General features: G+C 50.4%; 14 protein-coding genes. 13 read left to right on the top strand and 1 reads right to left on the bottom strand.

The genetic code is table 11. The features are described 5' to 3' along the window. Positions 1-17: 17 nt before the first annotated feature. The 4 genes from MAHAU_RS08020 (at position 18) to MAHAU_RS16135 (ending at position 11465) form a co-directional block, all read left to right on the top strand. Positions 18-356, top strand: a complete 339-nt coding sequence (locus MAHAU_RS08020) for a hypothetical protein (RefSeq protein WP_013781224.1) — start codon at positions 18-20, stop codon at positions 354-356. Continuing rightward, positions 353-10240, top strand: a complete 9888-nt coding sequence (locus MAHAU_RS08015; RefSeq protein WP_013781223.1) for a cell wall-binding repeat-containing protein — start codon at positions 353-355, stop codon at positions 10238-10240. Before MAHAU_RS08020 ends, MAHAU_RS08015 begins: the two co-directional genes overlap by 4 nt. Positions 10241-10587: 347 nt before the next feature. Continuing rightward, positions 10588-10740, top strand: coding sequence for a hypothetical protein (locus MAHAU_RS15755; RefSeq protein WP_013781221.1), 153 nt, complete (start codon positions 10588-10590; stop codon positions 10738-10740). 473 nt (positions 10741-11213) lie between these two features. Next, positions 11214-11465, top strand: coding sequence for a PF20097 family protein (locus MAHAU_RS16135; protein WP_013781220.1), 252 nt, complete (start codon positions 11214-11216; stop codon positions 11463-11465). Positions 11466-11803: 338 nt separating this feature from the next. On the opposite strand, the gene MAHAU_RS08005 is transcribed toward MAHAU_RS16135, so the two are convergent. Beyond that, entirely contained in the window at positions 11804-12217 is a 414-nt protein-coding gene (locus tag MAHAU_RS08005; RefSeq protein WP_013781219.1) for a HutP family protein, read from the bottom strand. A gap of 103 nt (positions 12218-12320) precedes the next feature. Here MAHAU_RS08005 and aroH point away from each other — a divergent pair, with 103 nt between their 5' ends. From aroH to mraY, 9 genes are all read left to right on the top strand, one after another. Continuing rightward, entirely contained in the window at positions 12321-12689 is a 369-nt protein-coding gene (aroH, locus tag MAHAU_RS15875; protein ID WP_013781218.1) for a chorismate mutase, read from the top strand. A gap of 3 nt (positions 12690-12692) precedes the next feature. After that, a complete protein-coding gene (gene cmk / locus MAHAU_RS15870; RefSeq protein ID WP_013781217.1) occupies positions 12693-13370 on the top strand; it encodes a (d)CMP kinase in 678 nt (225 codons plus the stop codon). Positions 13371-13552: 182 nt separating this feature from the next. Continuing rightward, a complete protein-coding gene (gene mraZ / locus MAHAU_RS07990; protein WP_013781216.1) occupies positions 13553-13984 on the top strand; it encodes a division/cell wall cluster transcriptional repressor MraZ in 432 nt (143 codons plus the stop codon). Beyond that, the gene (gene rsmH / locus MAHAU_RS07985) at positions 13984-14919 is read left to right on the top strand and encodes a 16S rRNA (cytosine(1402)-N(4))-methyltransferase RsmH (RefSeq protein WP_041644481.1); all 936 of its coding nucleotides are present in this window, start codon (positions 13984-13986) and stop codon (positions 14917-14919) included. Before mraZ ends, rsmH begins: the two co-directional genes overlap by 1 nt. Before the next feature lie 29 nt (positions 14920-14948). Beyond that, positions 14949-15383 carry an FtsB/FtsL family cell division protein gene (locus tag MAHAU_RS07980; RefSeq protein ID WP_013781214.1) on the top strand — a complete coding sequence of 145 codons (435 nt, stop codon included), beginning with the start codon at positions 14949-14951 and terminating at the stop codon, positions 15381-15383. Between the two features lie 24 nt (positions 15384-15407). Then, the gene (locus tag MAHAU_RS07975; RefSeq protein ID WP_013781213.1) at positions 15408-17513 is read left to right on the top strand and encodes a stage V sporulation protein D; all 2106 of its coding nucleotides are present in this window, start codon (positions 15408-15410) and stop codon (positions 17511-17513) included. Between the two features lie 6 nt (positions 17514-17519). Next, positions 17520-18974, top strand: a complete 1455-nt coding sequence (locus MAHAU_RS07970; protein WP_013781212.1) for a UDP-N-acetylmuramoyl-L-alanyl-D-glutamate--2,6-diaminopimelate ligase — start codon at positions 17520-17522, stop codon at positions 18972-18974. Further along, positions 18971-20365 (top strand): UDP-N-acetylmuramoyl-tripeptide--D-alanyl-D-alanine ligase, encoded by a 1395-nt coding sequence (locus MAHAU_RS07965; protein WP_013781211.1) that lies wholly within the window; start codon positions 18971-18973, stop codon positions 20363-20365. The genes MAHAU_RS07970 and MAHAU_RS07965 overlap by 4 nt, the downstream gene beginning before the upstream one ends. Next, on the top strand, positions 20358-21359 hold the full coding sequence (mraY, locus tag MAHAU_RS07960; RefSeq protein WP_013781210.1) for a phospho-N-acetylmuramoyl-pentapeptide-transferase: 1002 nt from the start codon (positions 20358-20360) through the stop codon (positions 21357-21359). Before MAHAU_RS07965 ends, mraY begins: the two co-directional genes overlap by 8 nt. The last annotated feature ends 11 nt before the right edge of the window (positions 21360-21370 follow it).

Here is a 21370-nt window from a genome sequence, read left to right as displayed (position 1 = left end):
TTAAGGAGCGTGAAGGAATGCGATTTGAGCGGAGGCAGCCCTATAAGGTCTGGCGGGTGGGGGGTCGGAGTTTTCCTATTTATCTCGAATATGACGAACAGCTGAAGGAGAGTTATCCGGCATATCCGGACTTTGAGGAACACCCAGAGTATACCGACGAAGGCAGGCCTTTTGCCACGGCGGAGCAGGAAAGCTGTTCCTGTCGAAAGCCAAACGCTCCTGAACAGCCACCGCCCGGTGACTGCGGCGGATGCGGCTGGTTTTGTCGGGAGCAAACGCCTTATGATCCGATCGGCATATGTATGTGCGACGCGCTGCGGCGTAAAACCAAGTCGGAAAGGGAGAAAAGAGAATGAAAAGTAAAGCAAAGCGGCTTATCGGCATTTTACTCGTGCTTGTTATGATGCTCAATATCTGGTCTGTCACGGCCATGGCGGCGGTGAAGGATTTAGCGGGCAATACGGGTGCTGAAAACGAGGCGATCCTCGCCAGGTTGTCCGGTATGGCCGGAGGCGACAGCGACGAGGCGTACGCCCTGCTGAAGAGCCTCGGGCTTCTGGACGAGCGAGGCAATCTGAACGTGAGTCAGAGCATCATATTGGATGGCAAGAGCATGACGCTGGACGAGGTAATGGTGATGCTTGACGACCCTGGCACGGATTTGAGCCGCGTCGCGGATGTGGACGGCACCCCCGTCGCCCTTGGGGACCTGAAAACCATGATACAGATCGAAAAAGAACTGGCGCGCATCAAGGAGACGTATTTCTCGGGCAAGGCGTTCACCTCCGGGCAGCTCGCCATGCTGGGGGATCTGATGGGCCAGATCAAAAGCGATGGTATCAGCGCGAGGCTCATGGGTGCCCAGGATTCCGGACTGGTCCTCACCATCGCGCCGGACCAGGGCAACCCTACGAGCATTACGTACCCGTGCTACAATGTCACTTTGAAATACAATCTTAGCCTCTCCGGCGCAATGCCGGAAAGCGGGGTGGTCGGCTTTTCGTGGAAGCGTGTGCGCGGGCTGCTGCCCGACGGATATTGCCAGACAAAGCTGGAACTGCGTACCAAAAATTATTTGGTATTTCCGTCGGAAGGCGACGTTACTTTCGGCCCCGGCGCTGCCAATGAGATGTATATCGTCGACGACGTTTCTGAGTTTTCCGGGGTGCTGGAGATCAAGCTCAATGGAGATCTGGCAGGCACGCTGGGCTGCAATGTCAGCGGTATGCTGCGGAGCTTTATCGAGTTCTATAACGCCGACGGCCTGACACTCTCCGACGGCAGCACCCAAGGCGATCTGCTAACCTTTCCTATCACGATTACCAAGCCCAACGCCTTTGAGGACGGGAACACCTGGCTAACCTCCATGATGGGTGTGAGCAATCACGACAGGCCTATGACCGTCGACGTCTCAGGCTATGATGAGAAAAAGAATCCCCGATGGGATCTGATCGAGTTAAGCGACAATGCTATGGTCCTGAATTATGAGGCACTTGAGAAGACCGCTAAGGAAATATACGGCAGCGAAGCGGCTGTCTACAAGGTGGATGCTTATCTTGGCCTCTACGACTCTAATGTGCCTTTTGGACAGATGAAAGGCGCCATGCCGATAGGGTACGACGGGCAGTCCCCTTCACAGGGGCTCGAAACCATCCGTTATTACTGGGCCTATACCAGGGCGGCCGTCCAAACCGACCTTCGTGAACTTGACCTGTATTCCAATCCGCTTAAGTGTAAAGGACCTTATGTCATGTATCCCTATATTTCTACCTTCCCCAGCCTTGCATCACTCGAGCAAGGGCCGATCCAGTATGTTTCCATCGTGATGGCCTCTCCTAGCGGAAGCGCGCCGTACACACTAGATACTGTCTGGCCAACAGATCCTTTTTACACCGAAGATATTAGTGGTTGGGACAACACCTTCAATTTTACCGCTACGGGAAAGCAGAGGACCATCTCCTCCAATCTCTCTGTCTATGACGATACTCCCCCGACGCTCGCCTCCGTCGATATTCCAGCGGGAACTTATAGCACCGGGCAGTATGTGCCCATCATACTTACCTTCTCCGAGCCGGTGAAGGCGCCCGGGCTTTCCATGAACATCAACGGGAGCGTTATGACTGCGTCCGAGCTACTGATGGACGCTACCGGCCGCAAGGCCGCGGCGATGTATCAGGTCAAGGATGTGGACGATACTACCATACAGATTTCCGAGGTCACGAACCTCGAGAACCTGACGGAGCACAAAACCGCGGTGGCGAACAACGGCGGCAGCGGCTGGAGCTTCCCCGGCGTGACGCTTGAGAGCGCGTTTATGAAAAACGCGGTGACGGCCATCTCAGTATCGCCAGCTACCGTCGAGCCTGACAGCCTTTCCTCCGGTGCCACGGTGACGCTGGAGCTTGATCAGGCCGCAGGCTACCGCGCCAAATACGCGGCTTATGACGCAGGCGGCGGTGAAAACAAAAAAGCCCCCTTCAGGATCAAGCTTACCAACCAAAGCACGGGGACTTCCAGCATGTCACAGGCATATCTGTCCGAATCCGGGGGCACGATCTCCGCGGTGGCCAAGATCACGGATTTAAAGCTTGCTGCCGCGGATACGTCCTATCTGGCGGAGGTCGTCGCCTATGAGGGTTCCTCTGATACGACGGGCATCCTTGTCAAAGGGAAATCGGCCTCTTTTACGGTGAAGGGCATCGCCTTCGTAGATGGCGTGACCGTGATCTATCCCACTGACGACAAAACGGAGCTCTCCCTAACGGATACCTACCGCCCGAAACTTGGTGTCTCCTTTACCGGCGTCCCAACCTACAAGACCGGAACCTGGTCGAGCAGCGATACAAACATCGCCACCATTGACGCGGACGGACAGATTGCCCTTACCGGCACCGCCGTCGGCAAGGTATCCTTTACCTTCACCGCCGACGACGGCGGCCTGACCGACCCGGGCGGCGATCATGTCAAATTCGGCGTCTCAAAGGAATACACGGTCGTCGCCGGCGATTCCCCGGCGCTGGTGATACCGGCCGAGGCTAATTCCATCGTGGTGCGTAAGGGCGACCCGGCCGAGGTGCGCTGGAGCAGCAACGCCGCCTTTTTCGTAGCGGACGATTTTGAATTCACTATCGACCTCTTCGAGGGCAACTTCACAGGGGCTGAACTGGCCGGCAAGACGCCCGTATACACCGTCACGGCGGCAAATACCGCGAACAGCGCGACCATTCCCGACGAGGAACTGACGCTGCTCGGCGCTCCCGCCTATACCGTACGCGTTTCCATGCCGCATCCGTTGATTGCCACTGAGAAACTATCGGCGGTCTGCTACATCGTGGTGAAGCCTGCGGCAATTGTCATACATCTGGAGCGTCCCACCGGCGGGCTTTACCTGCTGGACAGCGAGACGGTGAAAATCGACTGGTCTATCGATAATTACACGGCCGGCGTCACGGCCGGCGATCTGCGCGTCGAGCGCATAAGCACGCAGAACGGCGAGGACGTAACAAACACGGTAACCGAACAGCCCGTTTCTGCGCAAACCGGTAGCTACACCCTGACGCCCGCCGCGGTCAGCGGCCTTAAAGACACCTACATGGTGACGCTGCGTGCCAAAAACTCTGGGGACGAGGGATACTCCAGCGACTCTTTCCCCATATATGTCTACAGCGCCGATGCCCTTAAACTTGAGGTAAACGGGCAGAAGGTAACAGAACTCGCCATGGACAATGAGAGCGCGATCAGCGGCGCGCTGCCCACGGGCACCGCCGACATATTGGCGCTGCGCGAAGAGCTGGCGCTCATCGAATACGTCGGCATCAACTATAACGATTACAGTTGGAGCCAGCTCAAAGACGGAATCCGTTGGGCGACCAGCGATACGAACACGGTCAGCGTCAATTATCGGCAGGGAGGGCTTTACGAGGACATCTCGAAGTTTTCCATGGACACCTATCTTCCGGAAACCAAGATGGCGCTTTCCAGTGTGACCGACGGCACAGCCACCATCACGGCCACGCATGCTAATACCGGTATGAGCGCCTCGGTCGCCGTCGATGTCCGTACCCTGCGGGGGAAATTCTATCTCTTCCAACTCACGCCCATGCAAAAGACCGAGCTCAGCTACACCGACGGCAAGGGCATCGAAAAAACAGTGAATACCAACGCGGACGGCGTTTTAGCATTATATGAGCCGGACGGAATTGCCTCGGACGTCCGTCTCAAGGCGACGGGCGGCGATGGTTCCGTCTGGCTGGGAACGATCTATCGGAATAGCCTGCTCTCCGGCGAGCGGGACGCGACACGCCTGCAGCTTTATCCGCTGAACACCTTTAAGCTACGCCAAGCGGCCAGGACGGAAATTTACATCGAAAAGCCGGACGGCAGCCCCTACGCGGGCAGCCTGACCCTCCGCGGCGGCGTATATAAAAACGGCGATTACTGCCAGACGGCCGGAATACTGGGAAATACCGTCCCCGATTCCGCTCATCCTCTGAAGGACGGTAAAGCGGACCAAACCGTCACGGTCGGCGCCGATGGCAAGCTGACGGTCTATATGGACTCCACGCAGTTCTGGTCGGAGGAAAGGGGCGAGAATAGCACCGCGGGCACGAGCCTGAAGCCCACGGACGATCTCCAGTATATCTTAGAGTTGACCGGTATGGGTGGATACTATCCCTTGCTGGTCTATTCAAACGGTAACCTCACACCGAACGACCTGGTGCGCAGCGCTGAAAGCGTCGTATCACTGGAGAGCTATACCGGCTCGCCGCGTCCTTTCATTTCAAATCAGACGGTGGATTACGGTCTTTCCGGCGACAGGGTCATCGACGTGCGCCACAGCACAGGGCATATCGGGCCCAACGAGACTTATCTGGAGGTTAAGCTTCTTACCACCGTTATGCTCTGGGGGCAGGACCCCTCGACCTCAGGTTACAGGCTTGAACTGTGCGACGAGTACAGCTATGTCCCGACGGCGCAAAGCAGCCAGTTGATAAAATATCCATTTTCCAGCGCCCCTGTCGTGCGCAATACGCTGATTCTATCCGAGGCCACGATAACAGACTCCGGTTGGATCGCGGCGGGCAAAGACGCGGGGCTGAAAACCAGGCTTTCGCGGGGCGGGACCATGCTGATGGAGCTGCCCGTGTCACCGCGGGCGGTGGACCTGACCCGGGTGCCCAAGCTGACCGAGTCGGAGGACATTACCGGGATGATGGTGGACCTGCAAAGCAAAAGCGGCGTGGTAAAAGGCGCCGAAATGAGCAATTCGAACAAGATTGTAAACGGCTTGATGGAACTGATGGGCAAGCTGAGCGGTCCCGTTGGCGGTTCCAGCTTCAAGATGCTTATCACCCCCGGCGAGGATAACGCAGTGTTCAACGCCTTTATCTGGGCAGGCTACAATAGCCTGGGCCTGGACGAGGTGGATTATGATCAAAACGGGCTGGCTTTTGACTATAAACTTGCCGAGTCCAATCTGAGCACGGCGCCCAGCCTCAACGACCTTACGGATATGGCTAGGGGTTCTTACGATCCCGGTAAGACATACGACGATGCCGAGGCCAATCAACAAAAAGGAAAAGGCAACAGTTCAACCGATTTCGGCGGGCAATTGGAGGGTTATTTCGAGGCGCAGATTCAGTATAACTTCGAGAAGGGAAAATGGGAAATCTATGTGCTGGGCGGCGGCTTCACCGCCGGCTTCGGCATGAGCTATACCTACAGTATCAACGCGCAGGCGGGCCCGGTTCCTTTAACGGCCACCTTTGGCGTCGGGGGGGCCTTGCAGATCGATTTCAAGGCAGCCGTCCGCTACGACGAAACGACCGGTCTGGAATGGGCGACTACCGTAACCGGGGATTCCGTCAACGATTACCTGACCACGCTGCGGATCAACGCCTATGTGAACGCCTTCGGCGGCCTCGGCTTCGATTATTCGGTGGTGGCGCTGAAGATCGGGCTGTTCGGAAAGCTCGCCTTCGACAACCAGAACAAGTTTCTGTCGCGAACCTATCTGGCCGACGGGGTAAAGCGCCAGATCAACGGGCAGGCCCTTCAACTTTCGGGCGAGGTGGGCATCAAATTCGTGGCGCAATTACTTTTCATCTCATATGAGCTTGTGCTGGCGTCTGGTTCCCTCAGCACCACCTTTAAATTTAACGATTGGGATAACATCGACAATTATTGGGAAAACACCGGCAGCGGACTGAAAATGTCGGTGCTGGCGGCAAGTGCCGGAGGAAGCGGCCTTGCACCGATAAGCTCCACCGCTACTCTACAAAGCCGCGAATATCTCGAGCGGTTTGCGCGGAGCTGGGGCACGGGGAAACGGCGCATGTCGTTCTTATCGCTCGACTCTCCCAACGCGCTGGAGCCGCTCCAGACAAACGCCTATCCGTATGCACTGCCTTTGGTATCCGACGACGGACAGCTATTGCTGTACGCTTTCGACAACAACAGCCCGGATGTCGCCGATACCAGGATCTACGCCACGCGCCTCAGCGGCGGCAGCTATCTTCAGGGTAGCGAGATCGCGGCCCCGTCCGGCTTCGACGGCTACGGTGACAGCGGCCTCAGCCTCGCGGGAGATGGAAGCTTTGCGGCGGCCGCCTGGATCCGGCAGAACGCGAGCCTTCCCGGCAAAACCGCCGGGCAAACGCTGAGCGACGCGGAGCAGGCGCTGCTGATGAACGGTACGGAGATCGTGGCCGCCGTCTATGACGGTACCAATTGGACGGCTACGCGCCTGACGGATAACGCGAGTCCGGATCTCGCCCCTGTCGTGGCGACGAGCGGCGGCAAGGCCATCGCTGCATGGCGCGGCGTGTACTCCGGAAATGCGCAAAACCTTCTGAATTTCTCCCAACAGGATTACATCCTCTACAGCATTTATAACGGCAGCGGCTGGAGCACACCAAAGCAGCTCTACAACGGCACCTCCGGCGCGGTCAAGGGCATCGAGGCAGCCATGCTGTCCGACGGCACCGCGGCGGTGGCCTATACGCTGGACACCGACAGCGCGGATAATAGCGCCGCTGACTATGAGATAGGCTACGCCATCGTGAACGCCGCGGGAGAACCCTCCTTCAGCTCCATCGTCACACAGGACGAATGGCTGGACGAAAATCCGCAGATTGCCGCAGTGAAATTTGCGTCGGGCGACGAGCGCTTCGTCCTCGGCTGGCACAGTGTGCGGAACGGCCTGAGCGATATCCGTCTGGCAGCCGTCGACGGCGCGGGCGCGCTGTCCAACAGCTTTATCGAATCCATCGCGCGGGCGGCGAGCGGGAACGCGGTCAATATAGACGGGAACTTCCACTTCGTTAAAATGAGCGGCGCCATGAACGATATCGCTAACCTCTCCATCCTCTGGCCGGAGAGCAAAAAGAACGACGCGGGAGAAACCGACCACGGGATACTCCGCGCGGTGAAATTCATTAAAGATGGCGCCGATATCAGGATTTCAGCTGCGCTGGACGTGGCTGAGCTTCCGGAGCGCACGCTTCTGGATCATTTCGACGCCTATGTGGCGAGCGGCGACGGGAAAACCGTCAAATCCGTGATTCAGGGCTCGGAATACAAGGATATCTATCTGAATGACCCTAACACATACACCGTTTACAAAGATCCTGACGGAAACGATGTTTATGTGGCAAACGATGAGGTCAAACTCTTTACCGCCACGGCGACCTATGAAAACCGGGTGCGGCTGGACGCCCTGACGGCGGACTACGCGAACCTGAGTCTGAATACGCTGACGCCCATTCAGTTCACCGTATTCAACGCGGGCATGGATCCGATCGACAGCATGGACGTCAAAATCAAGGCCGACACGACGACATTCGACAACCTTGATCTCTATCCCAATGAAAGCAAAACGCTGACCTGCTGGTATTCTGTGGGCGGCGTGATCGGAAATCTCGATTATACCCTCATGGCGCATTTCGGAGGGGATACCGATACGACGACCGGAACGGTATATCTGGACTATCCAGACGTGGGGATCTCTCAGCTCAGGGTGACCTCGGAGGATAAGGGGATCCGCACGCTGCGGCTTACCCTTTATAATGGCTCCGCCGCCACACTGGCAGGCGGTAAAGACCGCAGCGTGCGGCTTGGCTTCTACGACGACGTGCTGTTTAAGAACATTCAGAGCGTGGCCTGCGGCTCGCCCGGCGTCACCGTGAACGCGGACAAAACCTTGTCCGTCTCCGGCGAGGACGCGCTGAAGCTGATCGACGAGGGCGCTTTCACGCTCGAGGCGAGCTTTGACATAGGCCAGTATGTGACGGACGCGGGCCTTCGGGAAATCCCTGATTCGGGGATCCGGCTCTATGCCAACGCGTGGGCGGAAGAGAAGAGCGGAAGCGATACCGCCGTTCTGCCGGAATATTTCAGCAGCAACAACAGCGGCTCCGTGCTGTTCGAGAGCGCCTTGGCCCGCAGCGGCAGGCTTGTCAGCATTACAACGGAGCAGGGTCTGTCGGGAGATAACAAAACCACGGCAAACATCTTACTGCGCAACAATTCCCTCGGGAGCAGAACCTCGGGCAACCTCATCGTAGCCCTGCTCGACGCCGGCGGAAACGTGCTAGAGCGGCAGCAGACATACACGGGTGACAGCGGCAGCCTTATCGGGCTTGACGGCGAGGAAACCGAAAGCCATGATTTCACATTCGACCGAAGTGGAAACCGCGTCGTGGCGACTTACGGGGATTTAGTGCTGGCGAGCGATAACGCGAAGCTCTCGGCGCTCAGCTTTGAGGGCTTGGCCGTGCGGCTTTCGGACTTCATCATTGACAAAGATGGCAATTATGTCTGTGCTACTTCCTATACGGCACCCAACTCAACGCTTGTCAGCTTCATGACGGAGGCCCCCGGCGCAATCGTAAAGGTAAACGGAGAAGTCGCGAGCGGCAGCATAAAAGTAGGCCTTCCCATAGGGAGCTCTAAAATCAAGCTGGAGGTAACGTCGGAGGACGGAACGCAAAAAACCTATTATTCAATAAGCTTTACGCCAAGGACCCAGCCGGGCCCGACGCCAATAGGTACGGCGCCGACAATCGCCACGACCTCACTGTCGGTAGGCGCGGTGGGTACGGCTTACAACCAGACGCTTGTGGCCGGAGGTGACGCACCCATTACATGGACGGTATATAGCGGCAGCTTGCCGGACGGCCTGACGCTTTCAAGCGGCGGCATCATTTCCGGCACGCCGACGACAGCGGGAACGTTCAATTTTACGATCAAAGCGACAAACAATGAAGGTAGCGATACGCAGACATTGAACATCCTCATCAATGAAGCTTCCACACTTTCAAGACTTGCGGGGCAAACCAGGATCGACACGGCGCTGTCCATTGCCAAAGCAACTTATCCGGATAAAGTGACCAATGCTGTTTTAACCAGAGCCGATGATTATCCGGACGCTCTGGCAGGAAGCGTCCTGGCCTATCAGCTCGACGCGCCTATTCTCCTGGTAGGCAGACCAGAAGCAGATCAGGAAAAGGTCATAGATTACCTGAAATCCAATCTGAAACCAGAAGGGACGGTCTATATCCTCGGAGGCACTGACGTTGTCGGCAGCGGTATAGAAGATAAGATACAGGATAGCGGTTTCAATCATATCACCAGAATAGCCGGAGAGACTCGCTATGAAACCGCTGCCGAAATAGTTAAGCAATTAAATGTAAAGACAGGGACCCCAATTGTACTGGCCAGCGGAGAGAATTATCCAGATGCTTTAGCCGTGAGCAGTATCGCGGCCCAGAACCAGTTCCCCATTCTCTTGGTTCAAAAAGACGGGATCGGCGACGCTGTGAATCAGAAGATCGCCGCAATCAAGCCGAGCAAAGTCTATATCATCGGTCTTGAAGGAGCGATCAGTGAAGCGGTGGAGAGTCAGGCCGCCGAAATCAGCGGTTTGGGGGCGAAGGATATCATAAGGATCGGCGGCGCCGACCGATATGCCACCTCGCTTGCTATAGCGGAATACTTCAATTTGGGGAGCCAGGCCGTATGTATAGCCACCGGGAACGATTTTCCGGACGCATTGGCCGGCAGCGTTTATGCGGCCAAACACAAGGCTCCGATTATTCTGACAGGCCGCAATCTCTCCGAGCGGATAGCGGATTACGTCAAGTCAATGAAACTGGCTAAGATAACTATCTTTGGCGGAGAAGGCGTGGTCGGCAAGGATATCGAGCGGACGTTGAAAGAATTGGCGGGGGATCAAAGCTAAAAAGAATAGCGCATATATCAAAAGATAAAATTCAAGGATATGCACTATAGGAATGATATAGGCAGGGTATGATACCCTGCCTTTTCTTATGCTATGCATATAGGAGCATGAATGATTCGTGACTATTCAGCGTCTTTTGATCTTACCATCACAACCATGGATAAAAATGGCGTAAGCTGTTTTCGTAGTAGGTATCTCACAGGCTTGGTAATTGATGAGCCTGTAGTAGGTGAATTTGGCATATTATGAAACACTTCATCTAGATAAAAATTTTCATGGCTGATTATAAAACTATTTCACCCTTTTAACCCTCTTATATATAGAAGAGCAGATTGGAGATATGAGTTATGCGTGAAAGTGAGGTAAAGTTGTCAGACGACAGACAGATGCTCGGTGTGCACAGTGTTTGTGAAGCTGTAGCCGTTGCCATTGAATATGGAATTATAAGCGATGATCAAATATTGGGAAAATTATTAACAAAAGACTACCCGATCGGGTAGTAGACAAATAATAGATCGAGTAGTATTATATTACTGTAAGCAAACGGTTAGAATAAATCCACAGGATTTCCTTGGATGGATAGTGCGACGGGTTTGTTTAAGCAGTTCACTTGGCAAAGGGAAGAATGTTGATGGGGGGTAGTGCTAACGAGTGGTTGATTAGTTTGATACAAGAATGGGAACAATTGCTTTTTGGTATGCAATGAGCAAGAGCCGTATGCCTCAATAGGGTACGTACGGTTCTGTGAGGGGCAGACACCGGGAGGTGGTGTCAAGCGGTGACCTGTCTACTCGACCAATTTTCATTATTGAGCGAATTTACGATGCAGAAAAATATCGGTAGCATTGAGCGGAGGAGGATATTCGTCAGAATATTATTATGAAGGGTATCTTCCTTGGAATACAAACGCCGTTGCCTATTGGATGTTTTGTGATTTTTGGGGATATGCTTACCCGGGGGTGAAAAGCTATTCATGATGAAAGACGATTTGATTGAATATCTGTGTCCATATTGCGGTTGTAGAATGGAAGAAGGGACATTCAGAAGTCGAGGAGGAAATTATTTCTTGCCGATCGGCCAAAAAGCCCCCCTCGCATACTCGCAAAGTTCCTTTGAAGAAAAAGGAGCAATTATGTTACCGCCGGATGCTTTTTCTACAAAACCGCCTACTTGGCCAAAGGCATATGTATGTCGGAATTGCAAAAAGATAATACTATCTTATTGAAAAATCGGGTAGGAGATAGATGATTATTAGGTGAGTACAAGCAAGAACACGTAATTTGGGAGGACTTATGATAAAACAGACATCTCTCAGATTCCGGTTTCCAGCGACTGTATACAGCTATTGTTTGATGTGCCGGTATCTACTACCGGAATAGCTCCTTTGCAGAAAATTACATTTGATGCTACGAACGGCGTATGTAAAATACGGGTGTTCAATTGCTCTGCAAAGAAAGTTTTTTTGATCATTTTAGGATAATACATGATCCAAGACAAGACAATCAATATCGGGCAGTATAATACAACTTTGGGAAAAGGCAGGGGATTTATACCCTGCCTTTTTTATACAGCCCTATGGCCTAAACCTATAGACACCTCATTGAGGTTCAGCAGCCCTATGCCGAAGAATATCGCCACGCTTATGTGATCGGCATATCTTGCTATGCCTAGTTTTCCGCCCACATTCAAGCCCATAGCCTTAGGCATAAGCTGGCTCAAAGCCTCGTGGGTAGCTCCGGCTACGGCTCCCTCCTCCAGATGAGATTCGCCTATTATGCCCTCGCGCTTGGCTGCCACTACGGCGCGCTCTATTATCTTAGGTATTGATGATGTAAATTCGCCACCGTAGTCCACTGCTGCAGCGTCAATACCAATTTGCTTGCATTTGTTCTTAAACTCTGCCTCTTCATTTCTGTCTTTAGTTAGACTTATCCGTATAGCTGCTTTTGCCACATCTTTACTTCCCCATTGTTCCATGGTACAATCCTCATTTTCTTATATTTATCATAAAGCCTTATTACAAATGTAATTGTATTATATTTTGATAAATGATACAATAGTATTGTTGGAGGTGTATATAATGGCTATAAGATCTGTTAGAGGTGCTATTACCATAGATGCCGACGGCCCCGATGATGTACGCGATGCCGTACATGAGCTTTTGACCGCTATCGTAGAGGCCAACGGTATAGCTGTGGATGACGTGGTAAGCATGTTATTCAGTTGCACGCCGGACATTTCCTCCATATACCCGGGTGCGCCTGCACGAGATATGGGATTTGTACACTGCGGTATAATGTGTCTGCAGGAGATGGACGTATGGGGTGGTTTGCCGAGTTGTATAAGAGTAATGCTTTTGATAGAGACCGATAAAGCGCAAAAAGATATAGTACATATTTATCTTCGCGATGCTAAACAGTTGCGCCCGGATTTAAGCGGGGAGAATTAGCATATGCTGAATATAGCTATAGATGGACCTGCCGGAGCAGGTAAGAGCACGGTGGCCAAGCTGCTGGCAAAACAGCTTAATATCATATATCTCGATACAGGTGCCATGTATAGGGCTATAGCTCTAAAGGCAATAGAACAAGGGGTGGATGTGTCGGATACCGACGCACTGAGCGTTTTATTGGAGGACACCGATATAGATATAAGCTATGTGGACGAGCAGCAGCATGTGTTGTTGGATGGGCGCGATGTAACCGATATTATACGGACGCCGCAAATATCGGATGGTGCATCTAAAGTGGCCGCGATACCTGCGGTGCGCCTTAAGTTAGTTGAGCTCCAGCGCCGCATAGCACGCATGCACGATGTTGTGATGGATGGAAGGGATATAGGTACATTTGTGTTGCCAAATGCCGATGTAAAGTTTTATCTTACAGCATCTATAGAAGAGCGTGCCAAAAGGCGCCTGGAGGAGATGCGCGCTAAGGGTTATGAGCATTCGCTGGATGATGTCAAAGACGATATTAGAGCCAGGGATAAAAACGATTCCGAGAGGGAATTTGCTCCTCTTCGGAAGGCCGATGATGCTATTCTCATAGACAGCACGGATAAGACCGTTGATGAAGTGGTGGAGGAGATGTTGCCGTTCATTCGGATAGCAAGCATTAAAGGGAAAACATAAAGATTATACATGGATAAAACCGACGCGAGTCGGTTTTTTTATTGCTATCGTATAGGACTTAAGACCTATTTAAAAAAATTTTTCGAAAAGTGCTGGTAAAATTCCAGTGGAAGATGTAAAATAGTACACAGAGTGGTGCGTAGTGGTTTAAAGTGGCGAGTAATGTAGTGAGGTAAATGATCATGTTTATGGGAGAATACCGGCACACAATCGATCAAAAAGGGCGTTTGATAATACCCTCTAAATTCCGGGATGACTTGGGCGATAAGTTTGTGGCGACCAAGGGCCTGGACAGATGCCTTTTTGTCTATTCTCCCGATGAATGGTCTAATCTCGAGCAGCGTCTCAAAGCCTTACCTTTGACCAACAAGGATGCCAGGGCTTTTGTACGTTTCTTCTTCGCCGGCGCTACCGAATGTGAGATAGATAAGCAAGGAAGGATACTTTTGCCTGCTAATTTAAGGGAATATGCTTCATTGGTTAAGGACGTCGTGTTGGTGGGGGTACTGACGCGCGTTGAGATATGGAGCAAGGATATCTGGGACGAATACAATGAGCAGGCAAATCTTGATCATGAGTCTATAGCTGAAAGGATGGCCGATTTGGGTATATGATGAACGATTATCATAAACCGGTGTTGGTGGAGGAAGTAATGCAATATATGAGCTGCCGAAAGGGCGGCATATATATAGATGGAACGATAGGTGGTGGTGGACATGCATTGGAAATATGCCGTAGGATAGACGGCGATGGTTTGCTCATAGGTATAGATAAAGACGACGAAGCGCTGGCTCATGCAGCGGAAACGCTAAAAGAGTATAGCAGTTGTGTTAGGTTAATAAAAGGCGATTTCCGGTATATGAAGGCTCTGGTAAATGGTATAGAGGTCAACGAAGTGGACGGCGTATTGCTGGATCTCGGCGTATCGTCACATCAATTGGATGATGCCGGAAGGGGTTTTAGCTATAATGCGGAAGCTGTGCTGGATATGCGCATGGATAAACAGCAGTTGCTTACGGCTAAAGATGTTGTAAATACATATGACGAAAAAAGGCTTTATGAGATAATAAAGGATTATGGCGAAGAGCGATGGGCCAAGCGGATAGCTTCTTTTATAGTAAAAGAACGGCAACGTTACCCTATTGAAACCACAGGGCAATTGGTAGAGGTGATAAAACGGGCTATACCTGCGGCAGCAAGGCGAGAAGGTCCGCATCCGGCTCGGCGTACTTTCCAGGCCATACGCATTGAGGTAAATGACGAATTGAATTCTATAAAAGAGGGACTGATACAGGCGATGGATTGCCTTAAGCCGGGCGGCAGGTTATGTGTCATTTCCTTTCACTCGTTGGAGGACAGGCTGGTGAAAGATACATTTAGACGGTGGCAAAATCCATGCACCTGTCCGCCCGATACACCACTGTGTGTATGCGGCAACAAGCCTGTAGCTGCTATAGTGACTAAAAAACCTGTTATAGCAACGCCTGATGAGGTAGAGTCAAACCCGAGGGCGAGAAGTGCTAAACTAAGAGTGTGCGAAAAATTGTAAGTTATAAACGATGGAGAGGGTGAATAAATATGGTAGTAGCACAGCGGGAATTTTATGAAGAACAAATGCCGAAGCGGCAACTTGAGCCACGGCCCAAGGTCAAAAAGCGAAATAGGATCAAACCTATTTTGATTGTGATGCTCATGTTTATAACATTTAGTGCCTTGGTTTCACGTCATGTCCAAATCATCAATGCAAATTATGAGCTGTTGGACATGAAAAAGGAATTGGCGCAGGTGCAAAGGGTCAACGATGATCTGACACTTCAGATGACCATGGCCAATAATATCGATAACATAGAGAGGATAGCGCGTACAAAGCTGCACATGCATTATCCGGAGCCGTCTCAAACGGTATATGTACATATTTCACCCAAAGATGATAAACCAACAGAAGAACAAGCTGTAGCCGATTCACGCCAGCATAAAAGCCTGTGGGCCATAATATACGGACTATTAGATTGATATAATGTTAGGGAGCTGAGATTATTGGGCAGCATATCGGTAACGGCGAGGAAGCGACTTCTTTGGCTGTTAATAATAATATTTATATTATTTATTGCACTTATAATACGTTTAGGCTGGCTTCAGATAAAGCAAGGGCCGATATTACAGCAAAAGGCGTACGACCAGTGGGCCAGAGAGATAAGCGTGTCTCCAAAGCGCGGCATTATATATGATAGAAATGGCAGGATATTGGCACAGAGTGCAAGCGCGGAAACTATAATAGTAAGGCCGCTAGATATAGTCGATCCCGAAGGGACGGCTGATAAATTGGCTCCGATAATCGACATGGATCGCGATGAGATATTGAAGATAATAACCGATAAAACCAAATCTGAAAAGTGGCTTAAGCGTCAGGTGAGCAAGGAAGAGGCCAACGCTGTGCGTCAGCTTGGGCTTAAAGGTATAAAATTTACAGAGGAAGCCAAACGATATTATCCAAATGAAAATCTGGCATCGCATATACTGGGCTTTGTAGGCAGAGACGGCCAGGGATTGGATGGCGTGGAGCTCCAATATGATAAATACTTGAAAGGCAAAGAGGGGAAAATAGTTACTCAGACAGACGGCAAGGCCCGTGAGCTGCCTATGAGTCCTGAGCAGTATATCAAACCGCAAGATGGGGATAATGTATATTTGACTATAGATGCTGTAATACAGCATTTTGCTGAAAAAGCTGTCGAGCAGGCATTGTCGGATAACAAGGCTAAAAAGGCCATAGGCGTCGTTATGGATCCTAAGACAGGTGAAATCTTGGCTTTGACAAATAAGCCTGATTTTAACCCCAATGGTTTTCCCTCTCCTGAGCTTAAAACAGCTAAGGATATAGAGGAAGCAACGCGAAATGCCGCTGTCAAAGATATATATGAGCCAGGCTCAACGTTTAAGATAATCACATCGGCGGCGGGCCTGGATTCGGGAGCAGTCAAACCGGATGATACATTTTACGACCCAGGCTATAAGATAGTGGCTGGGCAAAAGATAAAATGCTGGCGCTCATATAATCCGCACGGCCACGAGACGTTTGTAGAGGGTGTGCAAAATTCTTGTAACCCTGTGTTCATGGAAGTGGGAGAAAGGATGGGTGTCAACACTTTTTACGATTATATAAACCGATTTGGCTTTGGACAAAAAACCGGCCTGGATCTGCCCGGTGAAGGCCGAGGTTTGCTCCAGAAACAAGATAACGTAGGGCCTGTAGAGCTGGCTACCATATCCTTTGGCCAGGGTATATCGGTAACACCCGTACAATTGGTTACCGCCATATCGGCAGCGGTAAATGGCGGGCAGCTTATAACCCCGCATGTGATGAAGCAAGTAAAGGATAATGATGGGAATATAGTGATAGATAATAAACCGCAGATAGTAAGACGAGTGATATCCGAGCAGACATCTGAAACGCTACGCCCTATATTGGAGAGTGTGGTATCTGAAGGAACTGGTAAAGCAGCCTATATAGAAGGTTACAGGATAGGCGGTAAAACCGGTACGGCTGAGACTTACCAAGCCGGCAAGTATATATCCTCCTTTGTGGCATTTGCTCCGGCTGATGATCCTAAGATAGTGGTGCTAGTTGTGGTACAGGAACCGAACGCCGGTACATATTTTGGCAGCACGGTGGCCGCACCTGCTGTTAAGAGTATTATATCCGATACGTTCGATTACTGGGGTATAAAACCAAATATAGACGGCCAACAGCCCATTGAAACTATAACCGTTCCCGATGTTAGGAATATGACATTAGAAGCGGCGAGCAAAAAACTGGATGAGGCGGGTCTTACTCATGAGATAGCGGGAGAGGGAACGATAGTAGTGGATATGATGCCCAAACCCGGCGCTAAAGTGCCGTCAAATACAGTAATCATACTATATACCGAATCACAGCAGGCTCTTAGCGAAACTCGGGGAAATATAGAGGTACCGGATTTATTTGGATTGTCTATAAGGGAGGCTGAAGAGGAACTGGAGAAAATAGGGTTAAAATTAGAGCAGGGTAAAGGCAATGGCTTGATTATAGATCAGCGTCCTAGAGCGGGTACCAAGGTCAAAGAGGGCGCTGAGGTGATAGTAAACATGACCGAAGGGGATTAATATTTTATGGAATTGATAAAGTTATTAAATGATATAGAGTATTATACTGTAAACGGAGATGTTCATTTAGATATAAAAAATATATGCTATGATTCGCGCAAGGTCACGCCGGGGTCTTTATTTGTAGCAATAGAAGGTTTTAAAACCGATGGACATCGGTTTATACGCCAAGCTATAGACAACGGTGCCGTAGCTGTAGTGGTAACCCGTGATGTTCCACTGCCCGATGGTGTATCGGTAGTAAAGGTTGAGGACAGCCGTTTGTCGTTGGCTGCCTTGTCGCGTGCCTTTTATGACTATCCGGATAAGCAGCTGCATCTTATAGGGGTGACTGGTACGAACGGCAAGACCAGCGTGACATATATGGTCAAATCCATATTGGAGCAAAGCGGGCGAAAGGTAGGCCTTATAGGTACCATACAGAATATGATAGGCGATGTGGTACTGCATACCGAACGCACTACGCCTGAATCGTCCGATTTATATGCCTTATTCAGGCAAATGGCCGATGGTGGCATACAGGACGTGGTTATGGAGGTTTCATCGCATTCGCTGGCATTGAACAGGGTAGCCGGTTGTCGATTTGATATAGGAATATTTACCAATTTAACCGAGGATCATTTGGACTTCCATAGCAATATGGATGATTATTTTGCTGCTAAGCTAAAATTATTTCAAAATAGCGGGCTTATAGCGACTAATGTAGACGATTCCTATGGTGTCAAACTAAAGGACATGTTTGTTTCCAAAACCGTATATACGTATGGAATAGAGCGTGAAGCGCATGTGACAGCCTCTAACATACTCAGCGATGCTAAAGGTTCTACTTTTGATATTGATATATGCGGCGATAGAAGGCCGGTTATAATAAATATACCCGGCCGTTTCAGCGTATATAATGCGTTGGCGGCAGCAGCAGCATGCTATGCCATGGGCGTATCTGCGGATGATATATCGAAGGGCCTGCAAGCACTCAAGAGCGTACCTGGTCGATTTGAAGTGCTGGGCACCGACACTGATTTTACAGTTATCATCGATTATGCTCATACGCCCGATGGTTTAGAAAATATACTGAAATCGGTCAAAGATATAGCCAAGGGCCGCGTGATAGCGCTATTCGGCTGCGGAGGAGACAGGGATGCCGCTAAGAGGCCGATAATGGGTGAAATAGGCGGCAGGTACGCCGACTTTTGTATACTGACATCCGATAATCCAAGAAGCGAGGATCCTATGGCTATTATAAGGCAGATTGAGGAAGGCATACGCAAAACTCACTGCCCTTATATTGTTATAGAAAATCGCCGCCAAGCCATAAAATATGGGCTGCAAACGGCGCGAAAAGATGATATACTATTGTTGGCCGGTAAAGGCCATGAGACGTATCAGATATTGAAGGATAAAACCATACATTTTGATGAGCGCGAGGTAGTTCGTGAGCTATTGGAGGACGAAAAGCAGTGAAGCTTACTGTTTCCGAGGTAATAGAAGCGACCGGCGGCCAACTGATTGCCGGTGATAAATGGCGTATTATAAACGGTGTATCCACCGACAGTAGGACGGTGAAGCCTGGTCAATTGTTCATTGCCCTGATAGGAGAACGGTATGACGGCCATGACTTTATAGACAACGCTGTGACAAATGGAGCGTCGGCAGTGATGCTTAGCAAGGATACAGCGGATTGGGATATACCGATAATAAAGGTAGAGGATACGCTTGAGGCGCTCAAACGCCTGGCGGCTTATTACAGGCGCATGTTTTACCTTACGGTAGTTGCCATAACCGGTAGCAGTGGCAAGACGACTACTAAGGAGTTTATATATGCCGTGCTCAGCCAAAAATACAACGTATTGAAAAATCGCGGCAACCTGAATAATCAGATAGGATTGCCGCTTACTGTATTCGATATAAATCCGCATCATCAATATGCCGTATTGGAGATGGGCATGAGCGCATTAGGCGAGATACACGACCTTGCAGACATAGCGCGGCCGCACATAGGAGTCATAACCAATATAGGCCTTTCACATATAGAGAAATTGGGCAATCAACAAAATATATTGCGCGCTAAGCTCGAATTGTTTGATTTCTTCGGCGACAATGACGTTGCTGTATTAAACGGTGATGATCCGCTGCTGTGTACATTGCATAGCGTCTTACCATGTCGTGTACTCTACTTTAGCACACGAGGTAAAGGTGATATCAAGGTTTTGAATATACGGCTTTATAAAAACGGCTATTACTGTTATACGGCGGTACTGCCCGATGGCCAAAGAGAGGATATATATCTCAATATAGCCGGTTTTCATAATGTGTATAACAGCTTGGCTGCGGTGTTGGTTGGAATGGAGGCAAATGTACCGTTAAAACAGATAAAGGCAGGCATAGAGAGCCTTTACGATACGCCTCAACGTTTGAGGATGTTTCAGATATACCCGGATATACAGCTTATAGACGATACATATAATGCCAACCCTGACTCGATGAGAGCAGCTATAGAAGTGCTATGCGATTTAGACAGCGCCAGAAAAATAGCGGTATTGGGAGATATGCTGGAATTGGGAGGGATAGCCGAGACGGCGCATACCGAATTGGGACGCATAGTGGCACAAAAAAGGATAGACGTATTGGTAACAGTGGGCCGCCTGGCGCATTTTATAGCCGATGGGGCTGAGGCGTCCGGCATGGACGCACATAATATCTATCGGTTTAATTCTAATGATGATGCCATATCATGGCTGGATGAACATATAACGCATGGCGACGCGATATTGATAAAGGGGTCGCATGGCATGCACATGGATGAAATAGTGAAATACTTGCAAGAGCATGACGAAGGAGCAAAGAATGCATAGCGATATAATATATGCTGTGATAATAGCTTTTATTATATGCCTGATAAGCGGGCCGATAATAATACCTATGCTGAGACGTTGGAGATTTGGGCAGGTTGTAAGGGAAGAAGGCCCAAAAACCCATCTTGCTAAAACAGGCACGCCTACCATGGGCGGAGTATTTATGGTGCCTGCCATTATTATAGCGGCCTTTTTGGCGGCTCAGGGTAATTATGAGATGATGCTGGTGGCTGTGCTGATTACACTGGGCTATGGCCTTATAGGATTTATAGACGATTTCATAAAGGTGGCGATGAGGCGTTCGCTCGGTTTACGCGCATATCAAAAGCTGATAGGCCAGATAGGTATAGCACTGATATTTGCTATATACGCTGCTAACAACCCAGACATAGGCACGGCGTGGCGTATACCATTTTCTGAAACTCAATGGAACCTCGGCTGGTTGTTTATACCAATTACGGTATTTGTGGTGGTGGGAACAACCAACAGCGTAAACCTTACAGATGGCATTGATGGCCTCGCTGCCAGCGTTACCCTGGTAGTAGCTGCGACTTTCGCCCTGATATATAACGCATTTGGTACCATAGAGAGCGCACAGGGTCAGGCGTATGTAGCAGTGAATATGCACAATATGGCCGTATATGCGGGGGCTGTAGCCGGTGGCTGCCTGGGATTTTTACTTTTCAATACTCATCCGGCCAAAGTGTTTATGGGTGATACAGGCTCCATGGCATTAGGAGGGGCTGTGGCTGCTATGGCGGTAATATCCAGGTCACCGCTTTTTCTGATTATAATGGGTGGCATATACGTTGCCGAGGCCGTGTCTGTAATATTGCAGGTGGTATATTTTAAGCTGACTGGTGGTAAACGCATATTCAAAATGACACCGATACACCACCATTTTGAGCTGTCAGGCATGCCGGAGGGCAGGGTGGTGGCGTTTTTCACTATGGCGGCTATCGTGCTGAACCTCATAGCCATATTGGCATTTTAAACCGTCACCCG

Source organism: Mahella australiensis 50-1 BON (assembly GCF_000213255.1).
In the GTDB taxonomy this organism is placed as follows: domain Bacteria; phylum Bacillota; class Clostridia; order Mahellales; family Mahellaceae; genus Mahella; species Mahella australiensis.
This window is presented reverse-complemented; position numbering and strand designations above follow the sequence as displayed.

Coding starts and splice junctions, on each gene's coding strand:
- MAHAU_RS07980 (WP_013781214.1), top strand. CDS start 14,949: ATGGTAGTAGCACAGCGGGAATTTTATGAAGAACAAATGCCGAAGCGG.
- MAHAU_RS08015 (WP_013781223.1), top strand. CDS start 353: ATGAAAAGTAAAGCAAAGCGGCTTATCGGCATTTTACTCGTGCTTGTT.
- mraY (WP_013781210.1), top strand. CDS start 20,358: ATGCATAGCGATATAATATATGCTGTGATAATAGCTTTTATTATATGC.
- mraZ (WP_013781216.1), top strand. CDS start 13,553: ATGTTTATGGGAGAATACCGGCACACAATCGATCAAAAAGGGCGTTTG.
- MAHAU_RS16135 (WP_013781220.1), top strand. CDS start 11,214: ATGATGAAAGACGATTTGATTGAATATCTGTGTCCATATTGCGGTTGT.
- MAHAU_RS08005 (WP_013781219.1), bottom strand. CDS start 12,217: ATGGAACAATGGGGAAGTAAAGATGTGGCAAAAGCAGCTATACGGATA.
- rsmH (WP_041644481.1), top strand. CDS start 13,984: ATGAACGATTATCATAAACCGGTGTTGGTGGAGGAAGTAATGCAATAT.
- cmk (WP_013781217.1), top strand. CDS start 12,693: ATGCTGAATATAGCTATAGATGGACCTGCCGGAGCAGGTAAGAGCACG.
- MAHAU_RS07970 (WP_013781212.1), top strand. CDS start 17,520: ATGGAATTGATAAAGTTATTAAATGATATAGAGTATTATACTGTAAAC.
- aroH (WP_013781218.1), top strand. CDS start 12,321: ATGGCTATAAGATCTGTTAGAGGTGCTATTACCATAGATGCCGACGGC.
- MAHAU_RS08020 (WP_013781224.1), top strand. CDS start 18: ATGCGATTTGAGCGGAGGCAGCCCTATAAGGTCTGGCGGGTGGGGGGT.
- MAHAU_RS15755 (WP_013781221.1), top strand. CDS start 10,588: ATGCGTGAAAGTGAGGTAAAGTTGTCAGACGACAGACAGATGCTCGGT.